The sequence below is a fragment of the Glutamicibacter uratoxydans genome, assembly GCF_006539925.1.
In the GTDB taxonomy this organism is placed as follows: Bacteria; Actinomycetota; Actinomycetes; order Actinomycetales; family Micrococcaceae; genus Glutamicibacter; species Glutamicibacter uratoxydans.
Genome location: NZ_BJNY01000001.1, coordinates 147,768 through 167,660, shown reverse-complemented (window position 1 = coordinate 167,660; position 19,893 = coordinate 147,768). Strand labels below are relative to the sequence as shown.

General features: G+C 64.2%; 17 protein-coding genes. 3 read left to right on the top strand and 14 right to left on the bottom strand.

Translation table 11 applies throughout. From position 1 onward, the window contains the following. Positions 1-4: 4 nt before the first annotated feature. From ruvX to AUR04nite_RS00915, 6 genes are all read right to left on the bottom strand, one after another. The gene (gene ruvX / locus AUR04nite_RS00940) at positions 5-478 is read right to left on the bottom strand and encodes a Holliday junction resolvase RuvX (RefSeq protein WP_218024610.1); all 474 of its coding nucleotides are present in this window, start codon (positions 476-478) and stop codon (positions 5-7) included. Next, positions 471-3,161 (bottom strand): alanine--tRNA ligase, encoded by a 2,691-nt coding sequence (alaS, locus tag AUR04nite_RS00935; protein ID WP_141361017.1) that lies wholly within the window; start codon positions 3,159-3,161, stop codon positions 471-473. Before alaS ends, ruvX begins: the two co-directional genes overlap by 8 nt. Positions 3,162-3,180: 19 nt before the next feature. Then, positions 3,181-3,390, bottom strand: a complete 210-nt coding sequence (locus AUR04nite_RS00930; RefSeq protein ID WP_141361015.1) for a hypothetical protein — start codon at positions 3,388-3,390, stop codon at positions 3,181-3,183. 87 nt (positions 3,391-3,477) lie between these two features. Further along, a complete protein-coding gene (locus tag AUR04nite_RS00925; protein WP_141361013.1) occupies positions 3,478-3,849 on the bottom strand; it encodes a DUF948 domain-containing protein in 372 nt (123 codons plus the stop codon). Between the two features lie 123 nt (positions 3,850-3,972). After that, positions 3,973-4,596, bottom strand: coding sequence for a 30S ribosomal protein S4 (gene rpsD, locus AUR04nite_RS00920; RefSeq protein WP_047119187.1), 624 nt, complete (start codon positions 4,594-4,596; stop codon positions 3,973-3,975). A gap of 170 nt (positions 4,597-4,766) precedes the next feature. Next, positions 4,767-6,170 carry a replication-associated recombination protein A gene (locus AUR04nite_RS00915; RefSeq protein WP_141361012.1) on the bottom strand — a complete coding sequence of 468 codons (1,404 nt, stop codon included), beginning with the start codon at positions 6,168-6,170 and terminating at the stop codon, positions 4,767-4,769. A gap of 78 nt (positions 6,171-6,248) precedes the next feature. Here AUR04nite_RS00915 and dtd point away from each other — a divergent pair, with 78 nt between their 5' ends. Beyond that, positions 6,249-6,686: a D-aminoacyl-tRNA deacylase gene (gene dtd / locus AUR04nite_RS00910; RefSeq protein WP_141361010.1), complete on the top strand. Its 438-nt coding sequence runs from the start codon at positions 6,249-6,251 to the stop codon at positions 6,684-6,686. Between the two features lie 18 nt (positions 6,687-6,704). Here the strand turns inward: dtd and AUR04nite_RS00905 are convergent, their stop codons facing one another. From AUR04nite_RS00905 to hisS, 4 genes are all read right to left on the bottom strand, one after another. Beyond that, positions 6,705-7,025, bottom strand: a complete 321-nt coding sequence (locus AUR04nite_RS00905; protein ID WP_141361008.1) for a PadR family transcriptional regulator — start codon at positions 7,023-7,025, stop codon at positions 6,705-6,707. A gap of 52 nt (positions 7,026-7,077) precedes the next feature. After that, entirely contained in the window at positions 7,078-8,217 is a 1,140-nt protein-coding gene (locus AUR04nite_RS00900; protein ID WP_141361006.1) for a cytochrome ubiquinol oxidase subunit I, read from the bottom strand. A 311-nt stretch (positions 8,218-8,528) separates the two neighbouring features. Further along, positions 8,529-10,331 (bottom strand): aspartate--tRNA ligase, encoded by a 1,803-nt coding sequence (gene aspS, locus AUR04nite_RS00895; protein WP_141361004.1) that lies wholly within the window; start codon positions 10,329-10,331, stop codon positions 8,529-8,531. 76 nt (positions 10,332-10,407) lie between these two features. Next, positions 10,408-11,730 (bottom strand): histidine--tRNA ligase, encoded by a 1,323-nt coding sequence (hisS, locus tag AUR04nite_RS00890; protein WP_141361002.1) that lies wholly within the window; start codon positions 11,728-11,730, stop codon positions 10,408-10,410. Positions 11,731-11,905: 175 nt separating this feature from the next. On the opposite strand from hisS, the gene AUR04nite_RS00885 reads away from it, so the two are divergent. Both AUR04nite_RS00885 and AUR04nite_RS00880 read left to right on the top strand, forming a co-directional pair. Then, complete coding sequence (locus AUR04nite_RS00885; RefSeq protein ID WP_141361000.1) at positions 11,906-13,264, top strand: DUF349 domain-containing protein; 1,359 nt, start codon at positions 11,906-11,908, stop codon at positions 13,262-13,264. A 114-nt stretch (positions 13,265-13,378) separates the two neighbouring features. Then, the gene (locus AUR04nite_RS00880) at positions 13,379-13,975 is read left to right on the top strand and encodes a hypothetical protein (RefSeq protein WP_141360998.1); all 597 of its coding nucleotides are present in this window, start codon (positions 13,379-13,381) and stop codon (positions 13,973-13,975) included. Between the two features lie 32 nt (positions 13,976-14,007). Here AUR04nite_RS00880 and AUR04nite_RS00875 read toward each other — a convergent pair whose 3' ends face one another. The 4 genes from AUR04nite_RS00875 to yajC all read right to left on the bottom strand — a co-directional run bounded on the left by AUR04nite_RS00875 (position 14,008) and on the right by yajC (position 19,741). Beyond that, entirely contained in the window at positions 14,008-16,275 is a 2,268-nt protein-coding gene (locus AUR04nite_RS00875) for a RelA/SpoT family protein (protein ID WP_141360996.1), read from the bottom strand. A gap of 278 nt (positions 16,276-16,553) precedes the next feature. After that, entirely contained in the window at positions 16,554-17,528 is a 975-nt protein-coding gene (secF, locus tag AUR04nite_RS00870) for a protein translocase subunit SecF (protein WP_141360994.1), read from the bottom strand. Continuing rightward, complete coding sequence (secD, locus tag AUR04nite_RS00865) at positions 17,521-19,260, bottom strand: protein translocase subunit SecD (RefSeq protein ID WP_141360992.1); 1,740 nt, start codon at positions 19,258-19,260, stop codon at positions 17,521-17,523. Before secD ends, secF begins: the two co-directional genes overlap by 8 nt. Positions 19,261-19,318: 58 nt before the next feature. Beyond that, a complete protein-coding gene (gene yajC, locus AUR04nite_RS00860) occupies positions 19,319-19,741 on the bottom strand; it encodes a preprotein translocase subunit YajC (protein WP_141360990.1) in 423 nt (140 codons plus the stop codon). Between the last annotated feature and the right edge of the window lie 152 nt (positions 19,742-19,893).

Genomic DNA, 19,893 nt, shown 5'->3' with positions numbered 1-19,893 from the left:
GTGGTTACTTCAGCACCACGCGTTGAGCCTGGATGCGCACATTGTTGCGGCGCATTTCCAGGACCTGCTGCAGGATTTCGGTGGCGGCCACCTGGTCGACCACCTGCCGGTGGTCCTGCATCTTTCTGCCGGAGGCGTGCAGCGCACGGTGGGCGTGGACCGTGCTCAGCCGCTCGTCGACGAGGAAGATCTCCACCTCGATGCCGGCGGCGCCGGCTTCCTCTGCCAGGGCGATCGCGTAGTCGCGGGCCATCCTGGTGGAATCGGTGGTGTTGCCGGCCAGGGATTTAGGCTCGCCGATATACACTTCTTCGACGCCGCGGTCGCTGATCATGCGCAGCAGCATGCGGCGGTCCGAATTCTTTTTGGCATCCCGCCGCAGGGTCATGACCGGGGTGGCGAGGATGCCTGAAGGGTCGGACACGGCGACGCCGACGCGGGCCAGGCCCACGTCGACGCCGAAGGCGATACTAGGCATTGGCCAGCGCCGCGCGGATTGCGGACAGTGCCTCGTCGATGCGGGTCGCATCCTGGCCGCCGCCCTGGGCCATGTCGTCCTTGCCGCCGCCGCCGCCGCCGAGCACGCCGGTGGCGGTGCGCACCAGGGCGCCGGCCTTGAAGCCGTTGGCGCGGGCTTCCTCGTTGGTCACCGCGAGTACCAGCGGACGGCCGCCGGAGACGCCGATCAGTACAACCACTGCCGCCTCGGAGCCGAGCTTGCCGCGCAGGTCAAGGGCCATGGTGCGCAGCGCATCGGCAGAATCGACCTGGCCGGCGTTGTGCGCCAGCAGTCGGGTTGCGCCGATGATCTGAACCTTTTCCAGCAGGGCCGCGGACTGGGCCAGCATGGCCGCGGCCTTCAGCTCCGCGATCTGCTTTTCGGCGGCCTTGAGCTTGGCGACGGTGTCGTTCACGCGCTCGGAGACCTGGGAGGACGGCACGCGGAACAGGCCCGAAAGCTCGGAAACCAGTGCACGCTCGGCAGCGCCATGGCGGAAGGCTTCCATGCCCACCAGAGCCTCGACGCGGCGGTTGCCCGAGCCCACCGAAGCCTCGGAGAGCAGGGTCAGCTGGCCGATGCGGGCGGTGGAGTCCACGTGGGTGCCGCCGCACAGCTCGCGCGACCAGGCGCCGTTCATCTCCACTACGCGCACGTCGTTGGAGTACTTCTCGCCGAACAGGCTCATCGCGCCCAGCTTCTTCGCCTCTGCCAGGGCCATCTCATTGGTGATGACCTGGTGGTTGGCGGCGATGGCCAGGTTGACCACCTCTTCCACTTCGCTGCGGGCGGCGGCGGAGAGCGCCTCAGCCCAGGAGAAGTCAAAGCGCAGGTAGCCTGCCTTGTTGAAGGAGCCTGCCTGGGTGGCGGTGTCGCCGAGCAGTTCGCGCAGGGCCGCGTGCACCAGGTGGGTGGCGGAGTGGGCCTGCTCGCCGGAGTGGCGGCGCACCGCGTCGACCTGGGTGCGTACCAGCGCCTCGGCAGGCAGCTCGCCCTCGCGCACGATGACCTTGTGCACGTTCAGGCCTTTGACCGGCGCCTGCACGTCGGTGACCTCCAGGACGAAGCCGTCGCCGGTGATCAAGCCGACGTCGCCTGCCTGGCCGCCGGACTCGGCGTAGAACGGAGTCTCGTCGAGCACCAGGTCGATTTCCTGGCCCTGCTCGGCGAACGGCACCACTGCACCGTCGCGGATGATGCCGCGGATCTTCGACTCGCCCTCAAGGGTGTCGTAGCCGGTGAAGTGCACGCTGCCGGCCTCGGCCAGCTTGGTGTACAGCGACAGGTCGGCGTGGCCCGACTTCTTGGCCTTGGCGTCCTTCTGGGCGCGGGTGCGCTGCTCGTTCATCAGCTCGCGGAAGCGGGACTCGTCGACGCTCAGGCCTGCCTCGGCGGCGATCTCCAGGGTGAGGTCGATCGGGAAGCCAAAGGTGTCGTGCAGGGTGAAGGCGTCGTCGCCGGAGAGGTTCTTGCCCTCTTCCTTGGCGTGGCCCAGCGCCTCTTCCAGGCGGGTGGTGCCCGAGGCGATGGTGCGGCGGAAGGCGCGCTCTTCGGCGTAGGCGATGCGGGCGATGCGCTCGAAGTCGGCCTCCACCTGCGGGTAGACGCCCTTCATCGCGTCGCGGGAGACCGGAAGCAGCTCCGGGAGCACCTCGGTGTCAACGCCCATCAGGCGCATGGCGCGCACCGCGCGGCGGATCAGGCGGCGCAGCACGTAGCCGCGGCCCTCATTGCCCGGGGTGACGCCGTCGGAGATCAGCATCAGCGAAGAGCGGATGTGGTCGGCGATCATGCGCAGGCGCACATCGTTGGCGTGGTTTGGATCCTCGGGATCCTCGGTGGAGGTGTAGGTCACCGAAGCAAGCTCCGCTGCCTTGTCCAGGACGGGACGGACCTGGTCGGTCTCGTACATGTTTTCCACGCCCTGCAGGATCATCGCCAGGCGCTCCAGGCCCAGGCCGGTGTCGATGTTGCGCTTTGGCAGTTCGCCGGCGACGTCGAAGTCGGTCTTGGAGCGTACAGCCGAGAGGCGGTACTGCATGAACACGAGGTTCCAGATCTCGATGTAGCGGGTCTCATCGACGGCCGGGCCGCCCTCGATGCCGTACTGCGGGCCGCGGTCGTAGTAGATCTCCGAGCAGGGGCCGCCGGGACCCGGCTGGCCGGTGTTCCAGTAGTTGTCTTCCTTGCCGGTGCCGACCACGCGTTCGCGCGGCATGCCGATCTCTTCTTCCCAGATGCGGCGGGCTTCGACGTCCTTTTCATCGCCGTCCTCGTAGACGGTGACCCAGAGGCGGTCCTTGTCCAGGCCGTAGCCGCCGTCTTCGAGGCTGCTGGTCAGCAGCTCCCAGGCGAAATGGATGGCGTCTTTCTTGAAGTAGTCGCCGAAGGAGAAGTTGCCGCACATCTGGAAGAAGGTGCCGTGGCGCACGGTCTTGCCGACTTCTTCGATGTCGCCGGTGCGGATGCACTTCTGCACCGAGGTGGCGCGGGTGTATGGCGGTTCTTCACGCGCGGTGAGGTATGGGATGAAGGGGACCATGCCGGCCACCGTGAACAGCAGCGACGGATCGGACGAGACCAGCGAGGCGCTGGGCACCGCCGTGTGGCCCTTAGAGACGAAAAAGTCGACCCACCGACGGGCAATTTCCTGCGTTTTCATCGTGTTACGGATGATCCCTTCACTTGGTGTCGTTCACGCCGAGGGCGGAACGCAATTCTTCTTCGCGGGTGCGCATTCCGGTTCGGAATGCGTCCGCAATTTCCGCGGCGCGGTCGGCATATTTACCGACCTGGCGGTTCAGCGCCGCCCCGGATGAAACTTCGGTGTACTTCTTGGATGCCAGCACGCCAATGCCGACGCCGATCGATACCCACAAGAGCTTTTTCATTCTAGTCTCCTCGCCCTAAGTTCATGAACTAATTAGCCGTTGGCCAACATGGCAGTTTGGTGCCAGTTTCCGCACAGCCCGCTTGGATCAGCGGCTGCGGCGCGCCTTGCCCGATGGCTTGGAGTTCATCGCCGACTTCACGCCTTCGGTGAAGGCGGCGACCTTGATCAGCGGCTTGCCGACAGTGGCGGCGACAAGAGAGGACAGCGCCGAGACATTGGCGGTGGCGTCGGAGACGTTGGTGGTGATGGCATCCACCTTCTTGAGCTGGTCGTTGGTGGTGGCCACGGTGTTGGTCACCTCGCCGATCAACGGGGTGGTGCCGTCGGCCAGGTCCTTGATGGAGCCGCGCAGCTCGTCGAACACCTTGCCCAGCTTGATGATGGGCACCGCGAGGAATGCCACCAAGATGACAAATGCTCCTGCGGCGATAAGCCCTGCGATATCCGAACCCGACATGTGCTTCCTCTTCTGCTTGGGTTTTTGGTGCCAGTCCACCTTATCGAAATCTTCGCTCCGACAGGTAGTTAAGCCAAAGGCCCGCAACCGTGTGCCGGTTGCGGGCCTTTGCTAGCGCACGGTTTAGCGTGCGTAGTACTCGACCACGAGGTTCTCTTCGCAGGTCACTGGGATCTCAGCACGCTCTGGTGCACGCAGGAAGGTTGCCTGCAGGGATTCCAGCTTCACGTCCAGGTAGGCTGGAACGGCTGGCAGCACCTGTGCGTGCTCGCCGGCTGCTGCCATCTGGAATGGAACCATCTTCTCGCTCTTCTCGTGAACGTGGATCAGCTGACCCGGCTTCACGCGGAACGATGGGCGGTCAACACGCTGGCCGTTGACCAGGATGTGACGGTGCACAACCAGCTGGCGAGCCTGCTGGATGGTGCGGGCGAAGCCGGCGCGCAGAACAAGTGCATCCAGGCGGGACTCGAGCAGAGCCAGCAGGTTGTCACCGGTCTGGCCGCCAAGGCGCTTGGCTTCCTTGAAAGCGTTCAGCATCTGAACTTCGCGGATGCCGTACTGGGCGCGCAGACGCTGCTTTTCGCGCAGACGCACAGCGTAGTCGCTGTCCTGCTTCTTGCGGGCGCGGCCATGCTGGCCTGGACCGTATGGGCGGCGCTCCATGTACTTTTCAGCTTTTGGAGTCAGGGCAAGGCCGAGGGCACGCGAAAGGCGTACGGTACGGCGGGCACGGGCGTTAGCCATTGATGTGTCCTTTTCGTTTAGCGACGGGTATCTACTGGCCTCCAGGTCGGAGAGTGTGTGGGCGTCGCGTCCCGCTAATCACTGCAACCGTGAACGAGCACGGCTTGCCAGCCAAGTTTCAAGTTTACACGAATCAGCCGCCATGCTGTGTGAGGTTTAGCCCACATGCTCTAGCGTTTGCGCCGCGGATCCTTGGCGCGGATGATTTCGCGCAGCCGCGCCAGCCGGGAGCCGATGGTCTTCTCCGCCCCGTTGGCGGTGGGCGTGTAGTAGTTGGTGCCGACCAGGTCGTCGGGCAGGTACTGCTGGGCGGCGATGGAATGTGGCGCATCGTGGGCGTAGATATAGCCGATGCCGTGGCCTAGCTGTTTGGCGCCCGGGTAGTGGGCATCGCGCAGGTGGTCGGGAACCAGGGATCCCTTGCCTTCGGCGACGTCGGCCAAGGCCGCGTTGATGGCCATATAGGAGGCGTTGGATTTGGGCGCGGTGGCAAGATGCACGGTGGCCTGTCCGAGCATGATCCGTGCCTCCGGCATCCCGGTCAGTGCGACGGACTGGGCGGCGGCGACCGCCAGCGGCAGTGCGGTGGGATCAGCCATGCCCACGTCTTCGCTCGCGCTGATCATCAGCCGGCGGGCGATGAAGCGCGGGTCCTCCCCTGCCGCGAGCATGCGGGCCAGGTAGTGCAGGGCCGCGTCCACGTCGGAGCCGCGGATGGATTTGATGAACGCGGAGATGATGTCGTAGTGCTGGTCGCCGTCCTTGTCATAGCGCTGCACCGCCTGGTCCATGGCCAGCTGGACGTGCTCGGCAGTGATTTTCACCGGCGGTTCGACGTCTTTTCCAGCGGCGTTCCAGGCCACCGCGCCGGCGGCCTCCAGGACGGTCAGCGAACGGCGGGCATCGCCCTGCGCCAGGCGGACGATGGCGTCGCGCTGCTCGGCGTCGAGCTGGACTTGGGCATTAAAGCCGCGCTCGTCGTCCACCGCACGGTCCAGCAGCTGCGCCAGGTCCCCGTCGGTGAGCGGGCGCAGGGTGAGCAGCAGGGAGCGCGAAAGCAGCGGCGAGATCACGGAGAAGGACGGATTTTCGGTGGTGGCCGCCACGAGCACCACCACGCGGTTCTCCACCCCGGGCAGCAGCGCGTCCTGCTGGGCCTTGTTGAAGCGGTGGATCTCGTCGAGGAACAGCACCGTGGTCACCCCGCGCAGATCGCGGTCGTCCTTGGCCTGCTCAATGACTCGGCGAACGTCCTTGACGCCGGCGGTGATGGCGGAGAGCTCCACGAATTTGCGGTCGGTGGCCCGGGCGATGACATGCGCGATGGTGGTTTTGCCGATGCCCGGCGGACCGTAGAGGATCACGCTGGCAGGACCGGCGGGCCCGGTCTCCGGGTGTTCGGCCAGCTGGCGCAGCGGGGATCCCGGCCCGAGCAGGTGCTGCTGGCCCACCAGCTCGTCCAGGGTGCGCGGACGCATACGCACGGCCAGCGGAGGGCGCGGGCGGTTGATGGAACCTCCGCTGCGCGCGGAGGCAAAGTCATCGTCATCCAGGGCATCGAACAAATCGCTCACCCATCCAGCCTAGCGATAGTCTGGATGCCGGGCGCGTTCTGCGCGTCCCGTTCGTCACAGGCTTAGTTGAAGGATCCCATGCGCGCAGTAGTTCAGGTTGCGTCCACCGCCCACGTCGAGGTCGAGGAGCACATCGTCGGCGAGCTGCCCTCGCCGGGCCTGGTGATCCTGCTGGGCGTCACCCATGACGACGATGAAGCGGCCGCGCGCAAGGTGGCTGAGAAGATCTGGCGCCTGCGGATTCTGGAGGATGAAGCCAGTGCCGAATCCACCGCTTCTCCCCTGCTGGTGATCAGCCAGTTCACCCTCTATGGCTCCGTGCGCAAGGGCCGGCGCCCGTCCTGGTCCAATGCCGCGCCGGGTCCGGTGAGCGAACCGCTCTACGAGTACTTCGTCTCCTACCTGCGCGAGCTTGGAGCGCATGTTGAAACCGGGCGCTTCGGCGCGATGATGGAGGTCCACTTGGTCAACTCCGGACCGATGACGTTGATCGTGGATTCAGCAGACTTGGCATAGCCGGAACGGGCGCAGGACTTAGCTACCGGCCAGTTTCGCGAAGTCACTGAAAAGCCGCTTGTGGTCGGCAAGTTCTGCGCGTCCAGAGCTGGTCAACTCATAGACCTTGCGTCCGGGCCCGCCCTGGCCCTCCTCCCAGGTCGTGCTCACCGCCCCCGACGACTCGAGCTTGGCCAGGGCCGGGTACAGCGTCGCTCCCTTGAACGGGTCAAATCCCCTGCTCTCAAGTGCCTTGGCAATGGCATATCCATGGGCGGGGCCGGCTGCGAGTTGGTCAAGCAGCAACAACGGCAGCACAGCGCGCTGCCAGCTGGCCGGAAACCGTGGTTTTTCAGTCATGCTCAGCTTTCCAGCCTTGTAAAGTCAAAGCTTGTAAAACGTTCTACAAGCATTAGATATTGTCCTGCATTGATGCTACTGCGTCCGCGGATTGCTGCAGGACCAACTGCTTTTCCTGGACTTGCGCGTCAAGTTTCGACGGAAGAAGCCTGGTCGCATAGTAAACGATCAGCAGCAGGCACAGGATGCCCAGGCCGGTGTCCCACCAGGAGAACCCGTCGGTCAGCAGCAGTTCGACGCGTCCGACCAGGTAGAAACCGAAAAGCACTATGAAGGCGCCGTTCACCATGATTCTCCGCCGCCGCATGGCCGCGGTATTAGTCGGGGCTAGCTGGATGGAAAATTCATTGGGGGTTCCAAGTTCTGAGGTGATGCCCATCGATTGCCCGGCGGCTTCAGCGGCCTGCCAGTCCCCCTTGGCATCTGCAAGCGCACTGTCTGCCTCTCTCCGACTGAACCCATAGCGGCCGCGCAGAATTCTTCGCGCTTGAGCAAACCACTGCAGTGGATCTCGGTACTCAGCTGCATTACCTCCTTTGGCGGCCGACGCATTTCCCGTTTCGGGCAGAAAAAACACGCCGACAGCAAGGACAAGGCCCAGCAGCGGAGCCACGAAGTTCCACATGGGGATTACTTCATCTTCCCCTGCCACCATGAGGATCGGCGCCACAACGAACGCCGTGACAGGAAGGCCGATCAACAACAACCGCCACGCGTGGCTGAAGCGAGATGCCATGCGCAGGTAGACGAAACCCGTGCCAATCAGGGCAATGGACCCGCCGGCGATGAAGCAGGCCAGCTGCCAGTACAACCAGCTCTGATGCATCCACCCATCCCTGATGGCAATCCAGAGGCCGAAACCGAGCGCCATGGCGCCCATGAGGAGCCCGAAGCCTTGAACCAGGGTGCGGAAGCTGTCTACCGGCAATTCATCAAGCGCAAGCTGCTCTGGACTTTTGATTTCACGCACTCGCTGCTTGCCAAAGAGCCAGCCGCTGCCCAGCAGCTCCTCGGCACCCTGCCCGCTGGCCTGAATGGTTTCGAGCTGCGTAGACAATTCTCGAGCGCACTGTTCCTCGGAGGCATTGGCCAATATGAGCGCTGCATGAAACTGCTCCGCCCAGTCACGATCGTCGGGTGAATAGGCGTTGATGATCCGAGCTGATGCGCTGGTGTCCTGATGTGCGCTCATTGGGTGTTCCCTCGCATTGCGTTACTAGGTCAGTTTTCAACCTAGTTTATTTTTTGAGGCAATGCAATAAAACACCGGGCCCGGCGTGGAATATTGGATACGCAGCAAGTTGATACCGCTTAGCGAACTCAAAATGTGGTTCAAGCTCGTTGTTGCATACTGGCAGGGCACGAACACGCCGGAAACCCGGCATATCCAATCCTGTGTGCTGGGCCAGCAGATTGGCGGAGGCGAGCCAAGGGATGCGAAAGGGCCGGGAACTCTCCGTGATGGGAGTGTTCCCGGCCCTCTGGCGAAGGATGGGTCAGATGCTACTTGGCTTCTGCCTCGGCCTTGTCGTTCTCTTCGGCCTTCTTCTTTTCAGGCTTGAAGTCGATGCCGGCTTCCTTGCGCTGCTGCGGGGTGATCGGTGCAGGAGCCTGGGTCAGCGGGTCGAAGCCGCCGCCGGTCTTCGGGAAGGCGATGACGTCGCGGATAGACTCGGAACCGGTCAGCAGCTGAAGCACGCGGTCCCAGCCCAGGGCGATGCCGCCGTGAGGAGGTGCGCCGTACTTGAAGCCCTCGAGCAGGAAGCCGAACTGGGTGTCGGCCTGCTCCTGGGTCACGCCCATGACCTTGAAGACGCGTTCCTGTACATCGCGCTGGTGGATACGGATCGAACCGCCGCCGATCTCATTGCCGTTGCAGACGATGTCATAGGCGTAGGACAGCGCCGAGGCAGGATCAGTGTCGAAGGTGTCCATGAACTCAGGCTTCGGGCTGGTGAATGCGTGGTGCACTGCGGTCCATGCGCCGGCGCCCACTGCCACGTCGCCGGAGGCAACGGCGGCCGAGGCGGCCTCGAACATCGGTGCATCGACAACCCAGACGAAGGCCCAGTCGCCTTCCTTGATCAAGCCGGTGCGGTGGCCGATTTCCACGCGGACCGAGCCGAGCAGTGCACGGGACTCGCCCTTAGCGCCGGCGGAGAAGAAGATGCAGTCCCCAGCCTGGGCGCCGGTGGCGGCGGCAAGGCCTGCCTTCTCCTCGTCGGAGAGGTTCTTGGCGACTGGGCCGGCCAGCTCGCCGTCTTCCTTGATCAGCACGTAGGCAAGGCCCTTGGCGCCGCGCTGCTTGGCGAATTCCTGCCAGGCATCCAGGGTGCGGCGAGGCTGCGACGCGCCGCCGGGCATGACCACTGCCCCGACGTATTCGGCCTGGAACACCTTGAAGGAGGTGTTGGCGAAGTACTCGGTCATCTCGGTCAGCTCGAGGCCGAAGCGCAGGTCCGGCTTGTCCGAACCGTACTTGGACATGGCCTCTGCGTAGGACATGCGGCGGATCGGGGTCGGGACCTGGACGTCGATCAGCGCCCAGAGTTCCTTGACCAGCTTTTCGCCGAGCTCGATGATGTCGTCTTCCTCAACGAACGACGCCTCGATGTCCAGCTGGGTGAACTCAGGCTGGCGGTCGGCGCGGAAGTCCTCATCGCGGTAGCAGCGGGCGATCTGGTAGTACTTCTCGAAGCCGCCGACCTGCAGCAGCTGCTTGAACAGCTGCGGGGACTGCGGCAGCGCGTACCAGCTGCCCGGGGTCAGGCGTGCAGGCACGACGAAGTCGCGGGCGCCTTCCGGGGTGGAGCGGGTCAGCGTCGGAGTCTCGATCTCGATGTAGCCCTGATCGTGCAGCAGGTTGCGTGCCACGCGGTTGGCCTCGGAGCGCAGGCGGATGTTGCGCGCAGGGGTCGGGCGGCGCAGGTCCAGGTAGCGGTGGCGCAGGCGCGCCTCCTCGCCGACCTCGACGTGCTCATCGACCTGGAAAGGCAGCGGGGCTGCGGTGTTCAGCACGATGACCTCATCGGCGATCACCTCAATCTCGCCGGTAGGCAGGTTCGGGTTCTCGTTGCCTTCCGGGCGGCGCTCAACGGTGCCCTTGATCTGCAGCACGAACTCATTGCGCAGCGGGTGGAAGTCCTCTTCATCGCGGACAACAACCTGGGCAACGCCGGAGGCATCGCGCAGGTCGAGGAAGGCAACGCCTCCGTGGTCGCGGCGACGGGCTACCCAACCGGTGAGGGTGACCTGCTGTCCAATGTGCTCGGCGTTTAGCACGCCCAGCTGATGAGTGCGTAGCACTACGATCCTTTCGGTCGATCGAAAAAATATGGGTTGATCTACCCACAAAGTTTAGTGCACCAAAGCCGGTGCTGTTTTAAGCGACTGTGTTGTGCAGGTCCGATGCAGGCGGTGCCCAGCTGGCAGGATCCGCGGAAACCTGCTCGCCGGAGCGGATGTCCTTAACCTCGTGGGTGCCGTCGTCGTGGGTGAACCAAACGAACGGAATTCCGCGGCGATCTGCGTACTTAATCTGCTTGCCGAACTTCTCTGCGCTGGATGCCACCTCGCAGGCGATGCCGCGCTCGCGCAAAGCGGAGGCAACATCCTGCGCCTCGTGCCAGGAATCATCGTGCGCCAGGGTGACATAAACCACCGACGGCACGCTGCGCGCCGCAGTGACCAGCTCCTCGGCCAAGATGCGGGAGACCAGGCGGGTCACGCCGATGGACAAGCCCACGCCCGGGTAGTTCTTCTTGCCCTTGGAAGCCAGCGACTCGTAGCGCCCGCCCGAGCAGATGGAGCCCAGCGACTCGTGACCCACCAGCACGGTCTCGTAGACGGTTCCGGTGTAGTAGTCCAGGCCGCGGGCGATGGACAGGTCTGCCATGACCTTGCCTGGGGCGCGCTTGGAAGCGGCGGCGATGACCTGCGAGAGCTCGTCCAGGCCGGTGTCCAGCAGTTCGTGCTCAACGCCCAGCGCACGGACTTCTTCGACGAAGCTGGTGTCAAGGGTGCGGATCTTTGCCAGCGCCAGGGCGGCGGCCGCCTGGTCAGCAGTAGCGCCGACCTCCTCAACCAGGATCTTGGCGACGGCCTCGTCGCCGATCTTCTCCAGCTTGTCGATGGCGCGCAGCACCGCATCCGGGTCCTCGAGGCCCAGGCCGCGGTAGAAGCCCTCGGCCAGCTTGCGGTTGTTCACGCGCAGGCAGAAGTCCCCGATGGGCAGTGCGGAAAGGGCGTCGGCGATGGTCAGCGCCAGCTCCACGTCGTAGCTGAACGGCAGGGTGCCGTCGCCCACCACGTCGATGTCGGCCTGGGTGAACTCGCGGAAGCGGCCGTCCTGCGGGCGTTCGCCACGCCAGACCTTCTGCATCTGGTAGCGGCGGAACGGGAAGGCAAGGTGCCCGGCGTTCTCCACCACATAGCGGGCGAAGGGCACGGTCAGATCGAAGTGCAGGGCCAGGGCGTTGGGATCGTTCTTGTCATCCTCGGCGGACAGACGGGACAGGCCGTAGACTTCCTTGTCAATCTCGCCCTTGCGCAGCAGCTGCGCCCGGGTTTCCACGGCGCGGGTCTCAATATTCGCGAAGCCGTGCAGTTCAAAGGTGCGGCGCAAGGTGTCAAGCACATGCTGCTCGACCACCCGCTCGGCGGGAAGCCATTCGGGGAAACCTGAAAGGGAGGCCTTGCGTGCCATGAAACTCCTTGAACGCGGAAAAACTTCGGTGCTTTTGGCGGCGGAAAAACACGCCGCCCATCCATCTTATAGCGCTGTGCGAAAGAAACCTGCGCACGTCGGCTTACAAAGAAGCCGAGCTCAAAGGTAGAGTTACCTCTTAGCAAGTGAAGCGTTAAGTGAAAGAGTTTCAGCGGTGACCACCAGTCAGCAATCCGACGACAGCCAGAAGACCCCTTCGCCGCAGGCCGTAAAGCCTGCCGCCAAGCCGGTCGCGGCGCAGACCGTCGCACACACCACTCCCCTGGAAGAAGCGGCGAAGTTCGCCCGCGTCACCGAGGACGGCCACGTCTTCGTGATCATCGACGGCGCCGAGCACCCAGTCGGCCAGTACCCGGATGCCAGCCAGGAAGAGGCCCTGGCCTACTTTGTGCGCAAGTATGACGACGCCTTCTCCCAGCTGCTGCTGCTTGAACAGCGCGTCGCCGCCAAGGCCCCGGCCGGCGAGATGGGGAAGAACATCGACGCGTTGGCCGCCCTGGTCACCGAACGCCACATGGTCGGCGACATTGCGCTGCTCGAGTCCCGCCTAGAGACCGTGCGCGCCGCCGCGCAGAACCTGGCCGCCGACCAGCGCAAGGCCAACGAGGCCGCCCGCGCCGAGCAGCTGGCGCTGCGCGAGTCGATCGTCGAGCAGGCCGAAGCCATGGCCGCCAAGCGCCCGGAGCAGATCCAGTGGAAGACAGCTTCCGCTGCGATGAACGAGCTGTTCGAGAACTGGAAGAGCACCCAGCGCTCCTCGGTCCGCCTGCCGCGCGCCACCGAAGATGCCCTGTGGAAGCGCTTCCGCGCGGCCCGCACCACCTTCGACCGCCACCGCCGCGCCTACTTCTCGCAGCTGGATTCCACCAACGCCGCCGCCAAGGCAGTGAAGGAAGAGCTGATCGCCCGCGCCGAGGCACTGCAGACCTCTACCGACTGGGCAGCTACCGCCGCCGAGTACCGCAAGCTCATGGACGAGTGGAAGAAATCCCGCCGCGCCTCGCGCAAGGACGACGACCAGCTCTGGGGCCGCTTCCGCGCCGCCCAGGACGTGTTCTTCCAGGCCCGCGCCGCGGCCAACGCCAAGATCGACGAAGAGTTCGCCGCCAACCTGGTCGTGAAGGAGGCGCTGCTGGAAGAAGCCCGCGCCCTGCTGCCGATCCAGGACCTGGCCACCGCCAAGGCCAAGCTGGACTCCATCCGCGACCGCTGGGAAGCCGCCGGCAAGGTGCCGCGCGGGGACCTGCAGCGCATCGAGTCCGCGTTGCGCCAGGTGGCCGACGCCGTGAAGGGCGCCGAGGACGAGCAGTGGCGCCGTTCCAACCCGGAGACCAAGGCCCGTTCGAACTCGATGCTCTCCCAGCTGCAGGACACCATTGCAGCGCTGGAAGACGATCTGAAAGCGGCCGAAGCCAAGGGCAACGCCAAGCAGATCGCGGCCGCGCAGGAAGCACTGGATGCCCGCCGCATGTGGCTGAGCACCCTTGAAAAGTCGGCAGCCGACTTCGAGTAAACAACTGGAGTAATCCACAGTTCGCCAGAACACCGCCAACGCGGCGGCGCATGCTGGTTCAGTAGCCTTATGGACACGATTCATACACAGGCTGCCGGACGGCGCGCCGCCGCGTTGCGTATTCCGGAGGATTTGTTGATTGCCGGCGAGATGTTCAGCCGCAATGAGCTCGGCGCCATGGCCGGGCGGGGACTGGTCCGCGAGGCCATGGGCAACTGCTTTGTTCCCGCATTCTTCAGCTACGACGCCGCCGTGCGGGCGCGGATCGCCGCCTTTGTTTCAGGCAGGCAACTGCAGCGGCAGGATGTGATCTGCCGGGAGACTGCCGCGTGGGTCCACGGGCTGTTGCCCTTCACCCTGGCGCTGTGCATCGCCAGCCCGGGCTACCGGCGTCCCTACCGGCCGGGCAACGGGCTGCAGGTGAGCTTCACGCAACTGCAGCTGTCCAAGGACGAGGTGGTGACCCGGCATCGGGTCAAGGTCACCAGCGAGCTGCGCACCGTATGCGACTGCGCGGCCTTCGACCCGCTGCCCACGGCAAGCGGGGTGCTGTCGGAAGTGGTGAGGCGCAGGGACCCCGAACTGCAGCTGGGAATGATTGCCCAGGCCCTGGAGGCCTATCCCCCGCAGCCCGAGGTGAGCAGGGCGCTTCGCCTCGTCGGCTCCTTCAGCCAGCAGGCGGCGGACGAACACTATCCGCGCGCCGCCTAGCCACGCTGGAGCGGCCAGCCGGCCTGTGCGCCCTAGCGGCGGCTTCCCGCGGTGGTGCGGTACACGTCATAGACCCCGTCGATCCTGCGCACCTGGTTCAACACGTGGTTCAGGAACTTCGGATCGCCCATCTCGAAGGAGAAACGGGAGAGCGCAACGCGCTCCTTGCTGGTCTGCACCGAGGCGGAGAGGATGTTCAGGTGGTTCTCCGAGAGGATGCGGGTCACATCCGAGAGCAGGGACTTGCGGTCCAGCGCCTCCACCTGGATTTCCACCAGGAACACGCCGTTGTGCTTGGCGGCCCAGGAGACGTTGACGATGCGGTCAGCTTGCTCGGCCAGCTGGGCGAGGTTCAGGCAGTCGGTGCGGTGCACCGAGACGCCGGCGCCGCGGGTGACGAAGCCCTGGATCTCATCGGGCGGCACCGGGGTGCAGCAGCGGGCCAGTTTGACCAGTACGTCACCGATGCCCTCCACGATGACGCCCGCATCGTTGCCGGTGCGTTGGGTCGGCGCATTGACCTTGACCTCCGGCTCTTCGGCATCGGCTGCAGGCTCTTCCGGCTCGATGAGCGCCGTCAGGTGCTCGATGACATTCTGTGCGCTGGTGTGCCCGTCGCCCACCGACTGGTAGAGCGCTGAGATGTCCGAGTGGTGCAGTTCGCTGGCCACCGCGGCCAGCAGGTCGTGGGTCATCAGCTTCTGCAGCGGCAGCTGGTTGCGGCGCAGCTCCTTGGTGAGCTGCTCCTTGCCCTTCTCGATGGACTCCTCGCGGCGCTCCTTGGAGAAGTATCCGCGGATCTTTGCCTTGGCGCGCGGGGACTTGACGAAGTTCTGCCAGTCCTGGGACGGGCCCGCGCCTTCTGCCTTGGAGGTGAACACCTCCACGACGTCGCCCTGCTTGAGCTCGGTGTGCAGCGGAACGAGCTTGCCGTTGACGCGCGAGCCGATGGTGCGGTGTCCGACGTCGGTGTGGATGGAGTAGGCGAAGTCCACCGGGGTGGCGCCCACCGGCAGGGACATGATGTCGCCCTTGGGGGTGAAGACGTAGACCTCGGCGGAGCTGATGGTGTAGCGCAGACCGTCGAGGAACTCCTCGGAGTCCGTCGCATCCGCCTGCCATTCCATCAGGGAGCGCAGCCAGTCCATGTTCTGCTCCGGGGAGAGCATGGAGTTGGCGTTCGCCCCGTGCTTGTACTGGAAGTGCGCTGCCACGCCGTATTCGGCGCGCACGTGCATGTCATGGGTGCGGATCTGGATCTCCACCGGCTTACCCTCGGGGCCCATCACGGTGGTGTGCAGGGACTGGTAGAGGTTCAGCTTCGGGATCGCGATGTAGTCCTTGAAGCGGTTGGGCAGCGGGTTCCACTGGGCATGGACCACGCCCAGCGCGCCGTAGCAGTCCTTCACCGTGTCCACCAGGACGCGCACGCCCATCAGGTCGTGGATGTCGTCGAAGTCTTTGCCGCGCACGATCATCTTCTGGTAGATCGAATAGTAGTGCTTGGGGCGCCCGGAGACCGTGGCGGCGATGTCCACGTCGCGCAGGTCCTTGTTCAGGGTTTCGCGCAGGCTTGCCAGGTACTTCTCGCGCTCGGGGGTGCGGTCCCCCACCATGCGCACGATCTCCTGGTACACCTTGGGGTGCAATGCGGCGAAGGAAAGGTCCTCCAGCTCCCACTTGACGGTGTTCATGCCCAGGCGGTGGGCCAGCGGCGCGAAGATCTCCAGAGTTTCCTTGGCCTTGCGCGAGCTGGACTCCGGAGAGACGTAGCGCCAGGTGCGGGCGTTGTGCAGGCGGTCCGCGAGCTTGATCAGCAGCACGCGGATATCGCGGGACATCGCCACAACCATTTTGCGCACGGTTTCGGCCGGGGCCGCATCGCCGTAGGTGACCTTGTCCAGCTTGGTGACGCCGTCAACCAGCATGGCTATTTCTTCGGAGAACTCCTTGGTCACCGCTTCCAGCGAATACTCGGTGTCCTCCACGGTGTCGTGCAGCAGCGCGGCGGCCAGGATGGAACCGGTCATGCCCATTTCCGCGAGGATGGTGGCCACCGCCACCGGGTGGGTGATGTACGGGTCGCCGCTCTTGCGCTTCTGGCCCTCGTGGTATTTTTCGGCGACCTCATAGGCATGGACCAGCAGGTCCAGATCCGCCTTGGGGTGCTTGGACTTGACAGTGCGCAGCAGCGGTTCGAGCGTCGGCGACGTGCTGGGCGTGCTCCCGCGGCCGGCAAAGCGCACCAAACGTGAGATCGAGCGTCGTTTTGAGTTGTTCAGGTTTGGCGTGTTGGCCATGCCCCGCTCCTTCCACGTTCGCCATCCAACGAAGAACGGCGTCGCACCTGGCAGGGTTTCTGCCGGGAGCCGACGCCGGTCAGTGCGTTCGGACGGGATTGGTGCCGCCGCGCCAAAACTGCCGCGGCTTCAATTTTTACACGTTCTCCAGTTCATTCGTTATAGCACGTGAACGCGGTGTCTACTAATTGACCGCTGTCATGCTTAAGCGAAATCGGCGCCCGCCGGCAGGTGCGGCGGACGCCGATCAGGCATCGCAGAGAGTTCGGAAATGGGTCCTAGGAGGATGCCATTTCCAGCTTCTTGGTGTGTGCGACAATTTCAGGCTCGTTGCGGCGCAGCCAGTTGTACAGCGGAGCTGCAACGAACAGGGTGGACAGCGCGGAGACGATGATGCCGACAAACAACGCCAGCGACAGGTCCTTGAGCGTACCGGCGCCCAGCAGGTAGGAGCCGATGAACAGAATCGCTGCCACCGGGAGCACCGCCACCACCGAGGTGTTGATCGAGCGCACCAGAGTCTGGTTCACCGCGAGGTTCACCTGCTGTTCGAAGGTGCGGTCATGGCCCAGGGCGAAGTCCTTGGTGTTTTCACGGACCTTGTCGAAGACCACCACCGTGTCATACAGCGAGTAGCTCAGAATCGTCAGGAAGCCGATGATCGCCGAAGGGGTGATCTCGAAGCCCGACAGCGAGTAGATGCCCGCGGTAATCACGATCACCGCGGCCAGCCCCATGATGGCGGCCAGCGACATCTTCCAGGTGCGGAAGTAGGCTGCCATCAGCAGGCCGACCAGCACGATGAAGACCAGCAGGCCGACCAGTGCCTGGCGGGAAACATCCTGGCCCCAGGTGGGGCCGATGAAGTTGCTGGTTACCTCGTCCTTGCTGACCCCATAGCCTTCGGCCAGGGACTTGGCGATGGACAGGGTCTGGTCATCGGACAGGCGCTCGGTCTGGACGCGCATGGTGCCCGGAGCGATGTTGGTGACGGTCGCCTGGGCTTCCGGCGCCACTGCCTTGACCGCCTGCTCGCCGGTGGAGGAATCGGTGTGAGCGGTGTTGGAGACGGTGAACTCGGATCCGCCGCGGAAGTCGATGCCGAGGTTGAAGCCGCCCTTGACAACGGGAACCAGGATGGAGAGCACCACAAGGATGCCGGCCAGGGTGAACCACAGCCGGTGCTTGCCGGTGAATGGGTAGGAGCGTTTGCCCGTGTAGAGCTCGTTGCCCCACTGCGCAAGCTTATTCATTGCTCTCCTTCGATGCCGAGTCCTTCGCTGCAGTCGATCCAGCATGCGACGATGCCTGGGCTTCGGCGCGCCGGCGCTCGGCAATGGTCATGCGCTTGGCAGCTTCGCCGCTGGCCTTCTGGTTCTTCTTGCCGCGGTTCACTTCAGCGTTTTCGTTGAAGTGGCGGACGCGTCCTGCGCCGCGGTACAGCGGCACCGCGCCGAGCAGCGACGGGTCAAGGCCGGAGAAGCGGTGGCCGTCGGCGAAGAAGCGGGTGCGCGAAAGCATCACCAGGGTCGGGTGGGTCAGGCCGTAGACGACGATCAAGTCGATGATTGCGGTCAGGCCCAGGGTGAAGGCGAAGCCGCGGACGTTGCCCACAGCCACGATGTACAGCACGATGGCGGCCAGCAGGTTCACTGCCTTGGACGCCAGAATGGTGCGCTTGGCGCGGCTCCAGCCCACGTCGATGGCGCTGGCCAGCGGCCGGCCGTCGCGCAGCTCATCGCGCACGCGTTCGAAGTACACGATGAAGGAGTCGGCGATCAGGCCAATTGAAACAATCAGACCTGCCACGCCTGCCAGCGACAATCGGTAGTTCATGCCCCAGCCCAGCAGCACGAGGGCCAGGTAGGTCAGGAATCCGGAGGCGATCAGCGAGGCGATGGTGACAAAGCCCAGTGCGCGGTACTGGAAGATCGAGTAGATGAACACCGCGATCAGACCGATGAGGCCTGCGATCAGGCCGGCCTTGAGCTGGTCGGCGCCAAGGGTTGCCGAAACCTGCTGTTCGGACTGGATGTCGAAGCTGATCGGCAGTGCGCCGTACTTCAGCTGTTCGGCCAGCGCCTGGGCGCTTTCCTGAGTGAAGCCGCCGGAGATCTGCGGACGGCCGTCGGAGATCACCGCGTTGGTGGTCGGCGCGGAAATGGTCTTTCCATCCAGTACGATGGCGAACTGGTTGCGCGAACCCTGCAGCGAGATCAGGCGCTGGGTGGTGTTCGCGAAGGTCTTGCTGCCTTCGGAATCGAACTCGATCACGACTACCCATTCGCCGGTGACCGATCCGTTGACGCCTCGCGCCAGCTGGGCGTAGGCGTTGGAAATCTGGTCGCCCGGGATTTCGCGTGGGCCGAGGATGTACTTGGCACCGACGCGCTTGTCGCAGGAGATCATCGGCTTGGCCGGGTCGTGGTCGGTAGAAGAAGTGTCCTTCTCCTCCGCGGTGCAGTCATAAGCCTCGAACTGCTTGTACAGCTCCGGGGTGATCCAGTTGGTGTCCGAAGGGTTGTCCGGCTTGGCGGTCGGCTTCGGAACGTCCTTCTCGGGAGTGCGCTGGTCCTTGGGCACTGCGTCGTATGGACCGGCGATCAGCACCGGGCGGAATTCCATATTTGCGGAGGCCTGGATCAGGTCGCGGGTTTCCTGGGACGGCACGCCTGGCATGGAGACCACAACGTTGCGTCCGGACTGGGTGGTGATCTCGGATTCGGTCACGCCTGCGCCGTCGACGCGCTGGCGGATGATTTCCACCGCTTGGTCGAGCTGTTCCTGGGTGATCGACTCGTTGCCCTGAACGCGCGGAGCCAGAATCATCTGGGTGCCGCCTTCGAGGTCAAGCGCCAGCTTCGGTGCGAAGCTGGTTTTGCTTGCCATGACACCGCCGACCAACACGCCCGATGCGATGATGACGACCACGAGCAGCCACAGCAGCGCTTTGCGTGCCTGCTTAACAGGTCTGATTGATGACATCTAATGTGCTTTCTCGTCTAGGCGGTCCGTGGTAGCGGCCGCCGCGATTCTGCCTGATTTAGGCGTTGCGATCGTCCTTGCCCTCGTCGTTCAGACGGCGAAGAGTCTCTTCAGCGGTTTCGCCCGCAGGAGTTTCGGTTGCTGGGGCTGCTGCGTCGCTGGCTGCTGCAGGCGCGGCGCTCGCTTCGTTGTCCAGGAAGGTGGAGATTGCCTGGCGGTGCAGGGTGAGGACTACGCCGTTGGCGACCTCTACCTGAACGCGATCTTCAGCGTCGATGCCCACAACGGTGCCGAAGATGCCCGAGTTGGTCATCACCTTGGCGCCCGGAACGGTGTTGGTCTTCAACTTTTCCTGCTGTGCTGCCTGCTTCTTGCGGCCGCGGAACATCATGAGGATGAGCACTGCGAACAGCGCAACCATCAAGATCAGTGAAGGGTTGAAGCCACCGCCGGCGGCCTGTGCGATCACGGGGAAGTTCACGTAATTACCTGCTAACAATTTGTTGCGATTGCCAAAAATTCGGATGCTGCGCGCGCAAAAAGCGCGTGAAAACAGCAAAGACGCCTGTTTCCACCCAATATCGGGCAGAGGTCAGGCGTCTTCAGTCTAATGGCTACCGGTGCGCAGGCGAA

What these genes read in the sequence shown, in the direction of transcription:
- dtd (WP_141361010.1), top strand. Translation starts at nt 6,249, where the DNA reads ATGCGCGCAGTAGTTCAGGTTGCGTCCACCGCCCACGTCGAGGTCGAG.
- rpsD (WP_047119187.1), bottom strand. Translation starts at nt 4,596, where the DNA reads ATGGCTAACGCCCGTGCCCGCCGTACCGTACGCCTTTCGCGTGCCCTC.
- alaS (WP_141361017.1), bottom strand. Translation starts at nt 3,161, where the DNA reads ATGAAAACGCAGGAAATTGCCCGTCGGTGGGTCGACTTTTTCGTCTCT.
- AUR04nite_RS00930 (WP_141361015.1), bottom strand. Translation starts at nt 3,390, where the DNA reads ATGAAAAAGCTCTTGTGGGTATCGATCGGCGTCGGCATTGGCGTGCTG.
- AUR04nite_RS00900 (WP_141361006.1), bottom strand. Translation starts at nt 8,217, where the DNA reads ATGAGCGCACATCAGGACACCAGCGCATCAGCTCGGATCATCAACGCC.
- secD (WP_141360992.1), bottom strand. Translation starts at nt 19,260, where the DNA reads ATGTCATCAATCAGACCTGTTAAGCAGGCACGCAAAGCGCTGCTGTGG.
- ruvX (WP_218024610.1), bottom strand. Translation starts at nt 478, where the DNA reads ATGCCTAGTATCGCCTTCGGCGTCGACGTGGGCCTGGCCCGCGTCGGC.
- secF (WP_141360994.1), bottom strand. Translation starts at nt 17,528, where the DNA reads ATGAATAAGCTTGCGCAGTGGGGCAACGAGCTCTACACGGGCAAACGC.
- AUR04nite_RS00875 (WP_141360996.1), bottom strand. Translation starts at nt 16,275, where the DNA reads ATGGCCAACACGCCAAACCTGAACAACTCAAAACGACGCTCGATCTCA.
- AUR04nite_RS00905 (WP_141361008.1), bottom strand. Translation starts at nt 7,025, where the DNA reads ATGACTGAAAAACCACGGTTTCCGGCCAGCTGGCAGCGCGCTGTGCTG.
- AUR04nite_RS00925 (WP_141361013.1), bottom strand. Translation starts at nt 3,849, where the DNA reads ATGTCGGGTTCGGATATCGCAGGGCTTATCGCCGCAGGAGCATTTGTC.
- hisS (WP_141361002.1), bottom strand. Translation starts at nt 11,730, where the DNA reads ATGGCACGCAAGGCCTCCCTTTCAGGTTTCCCCGAATGGCTTCCCGCC.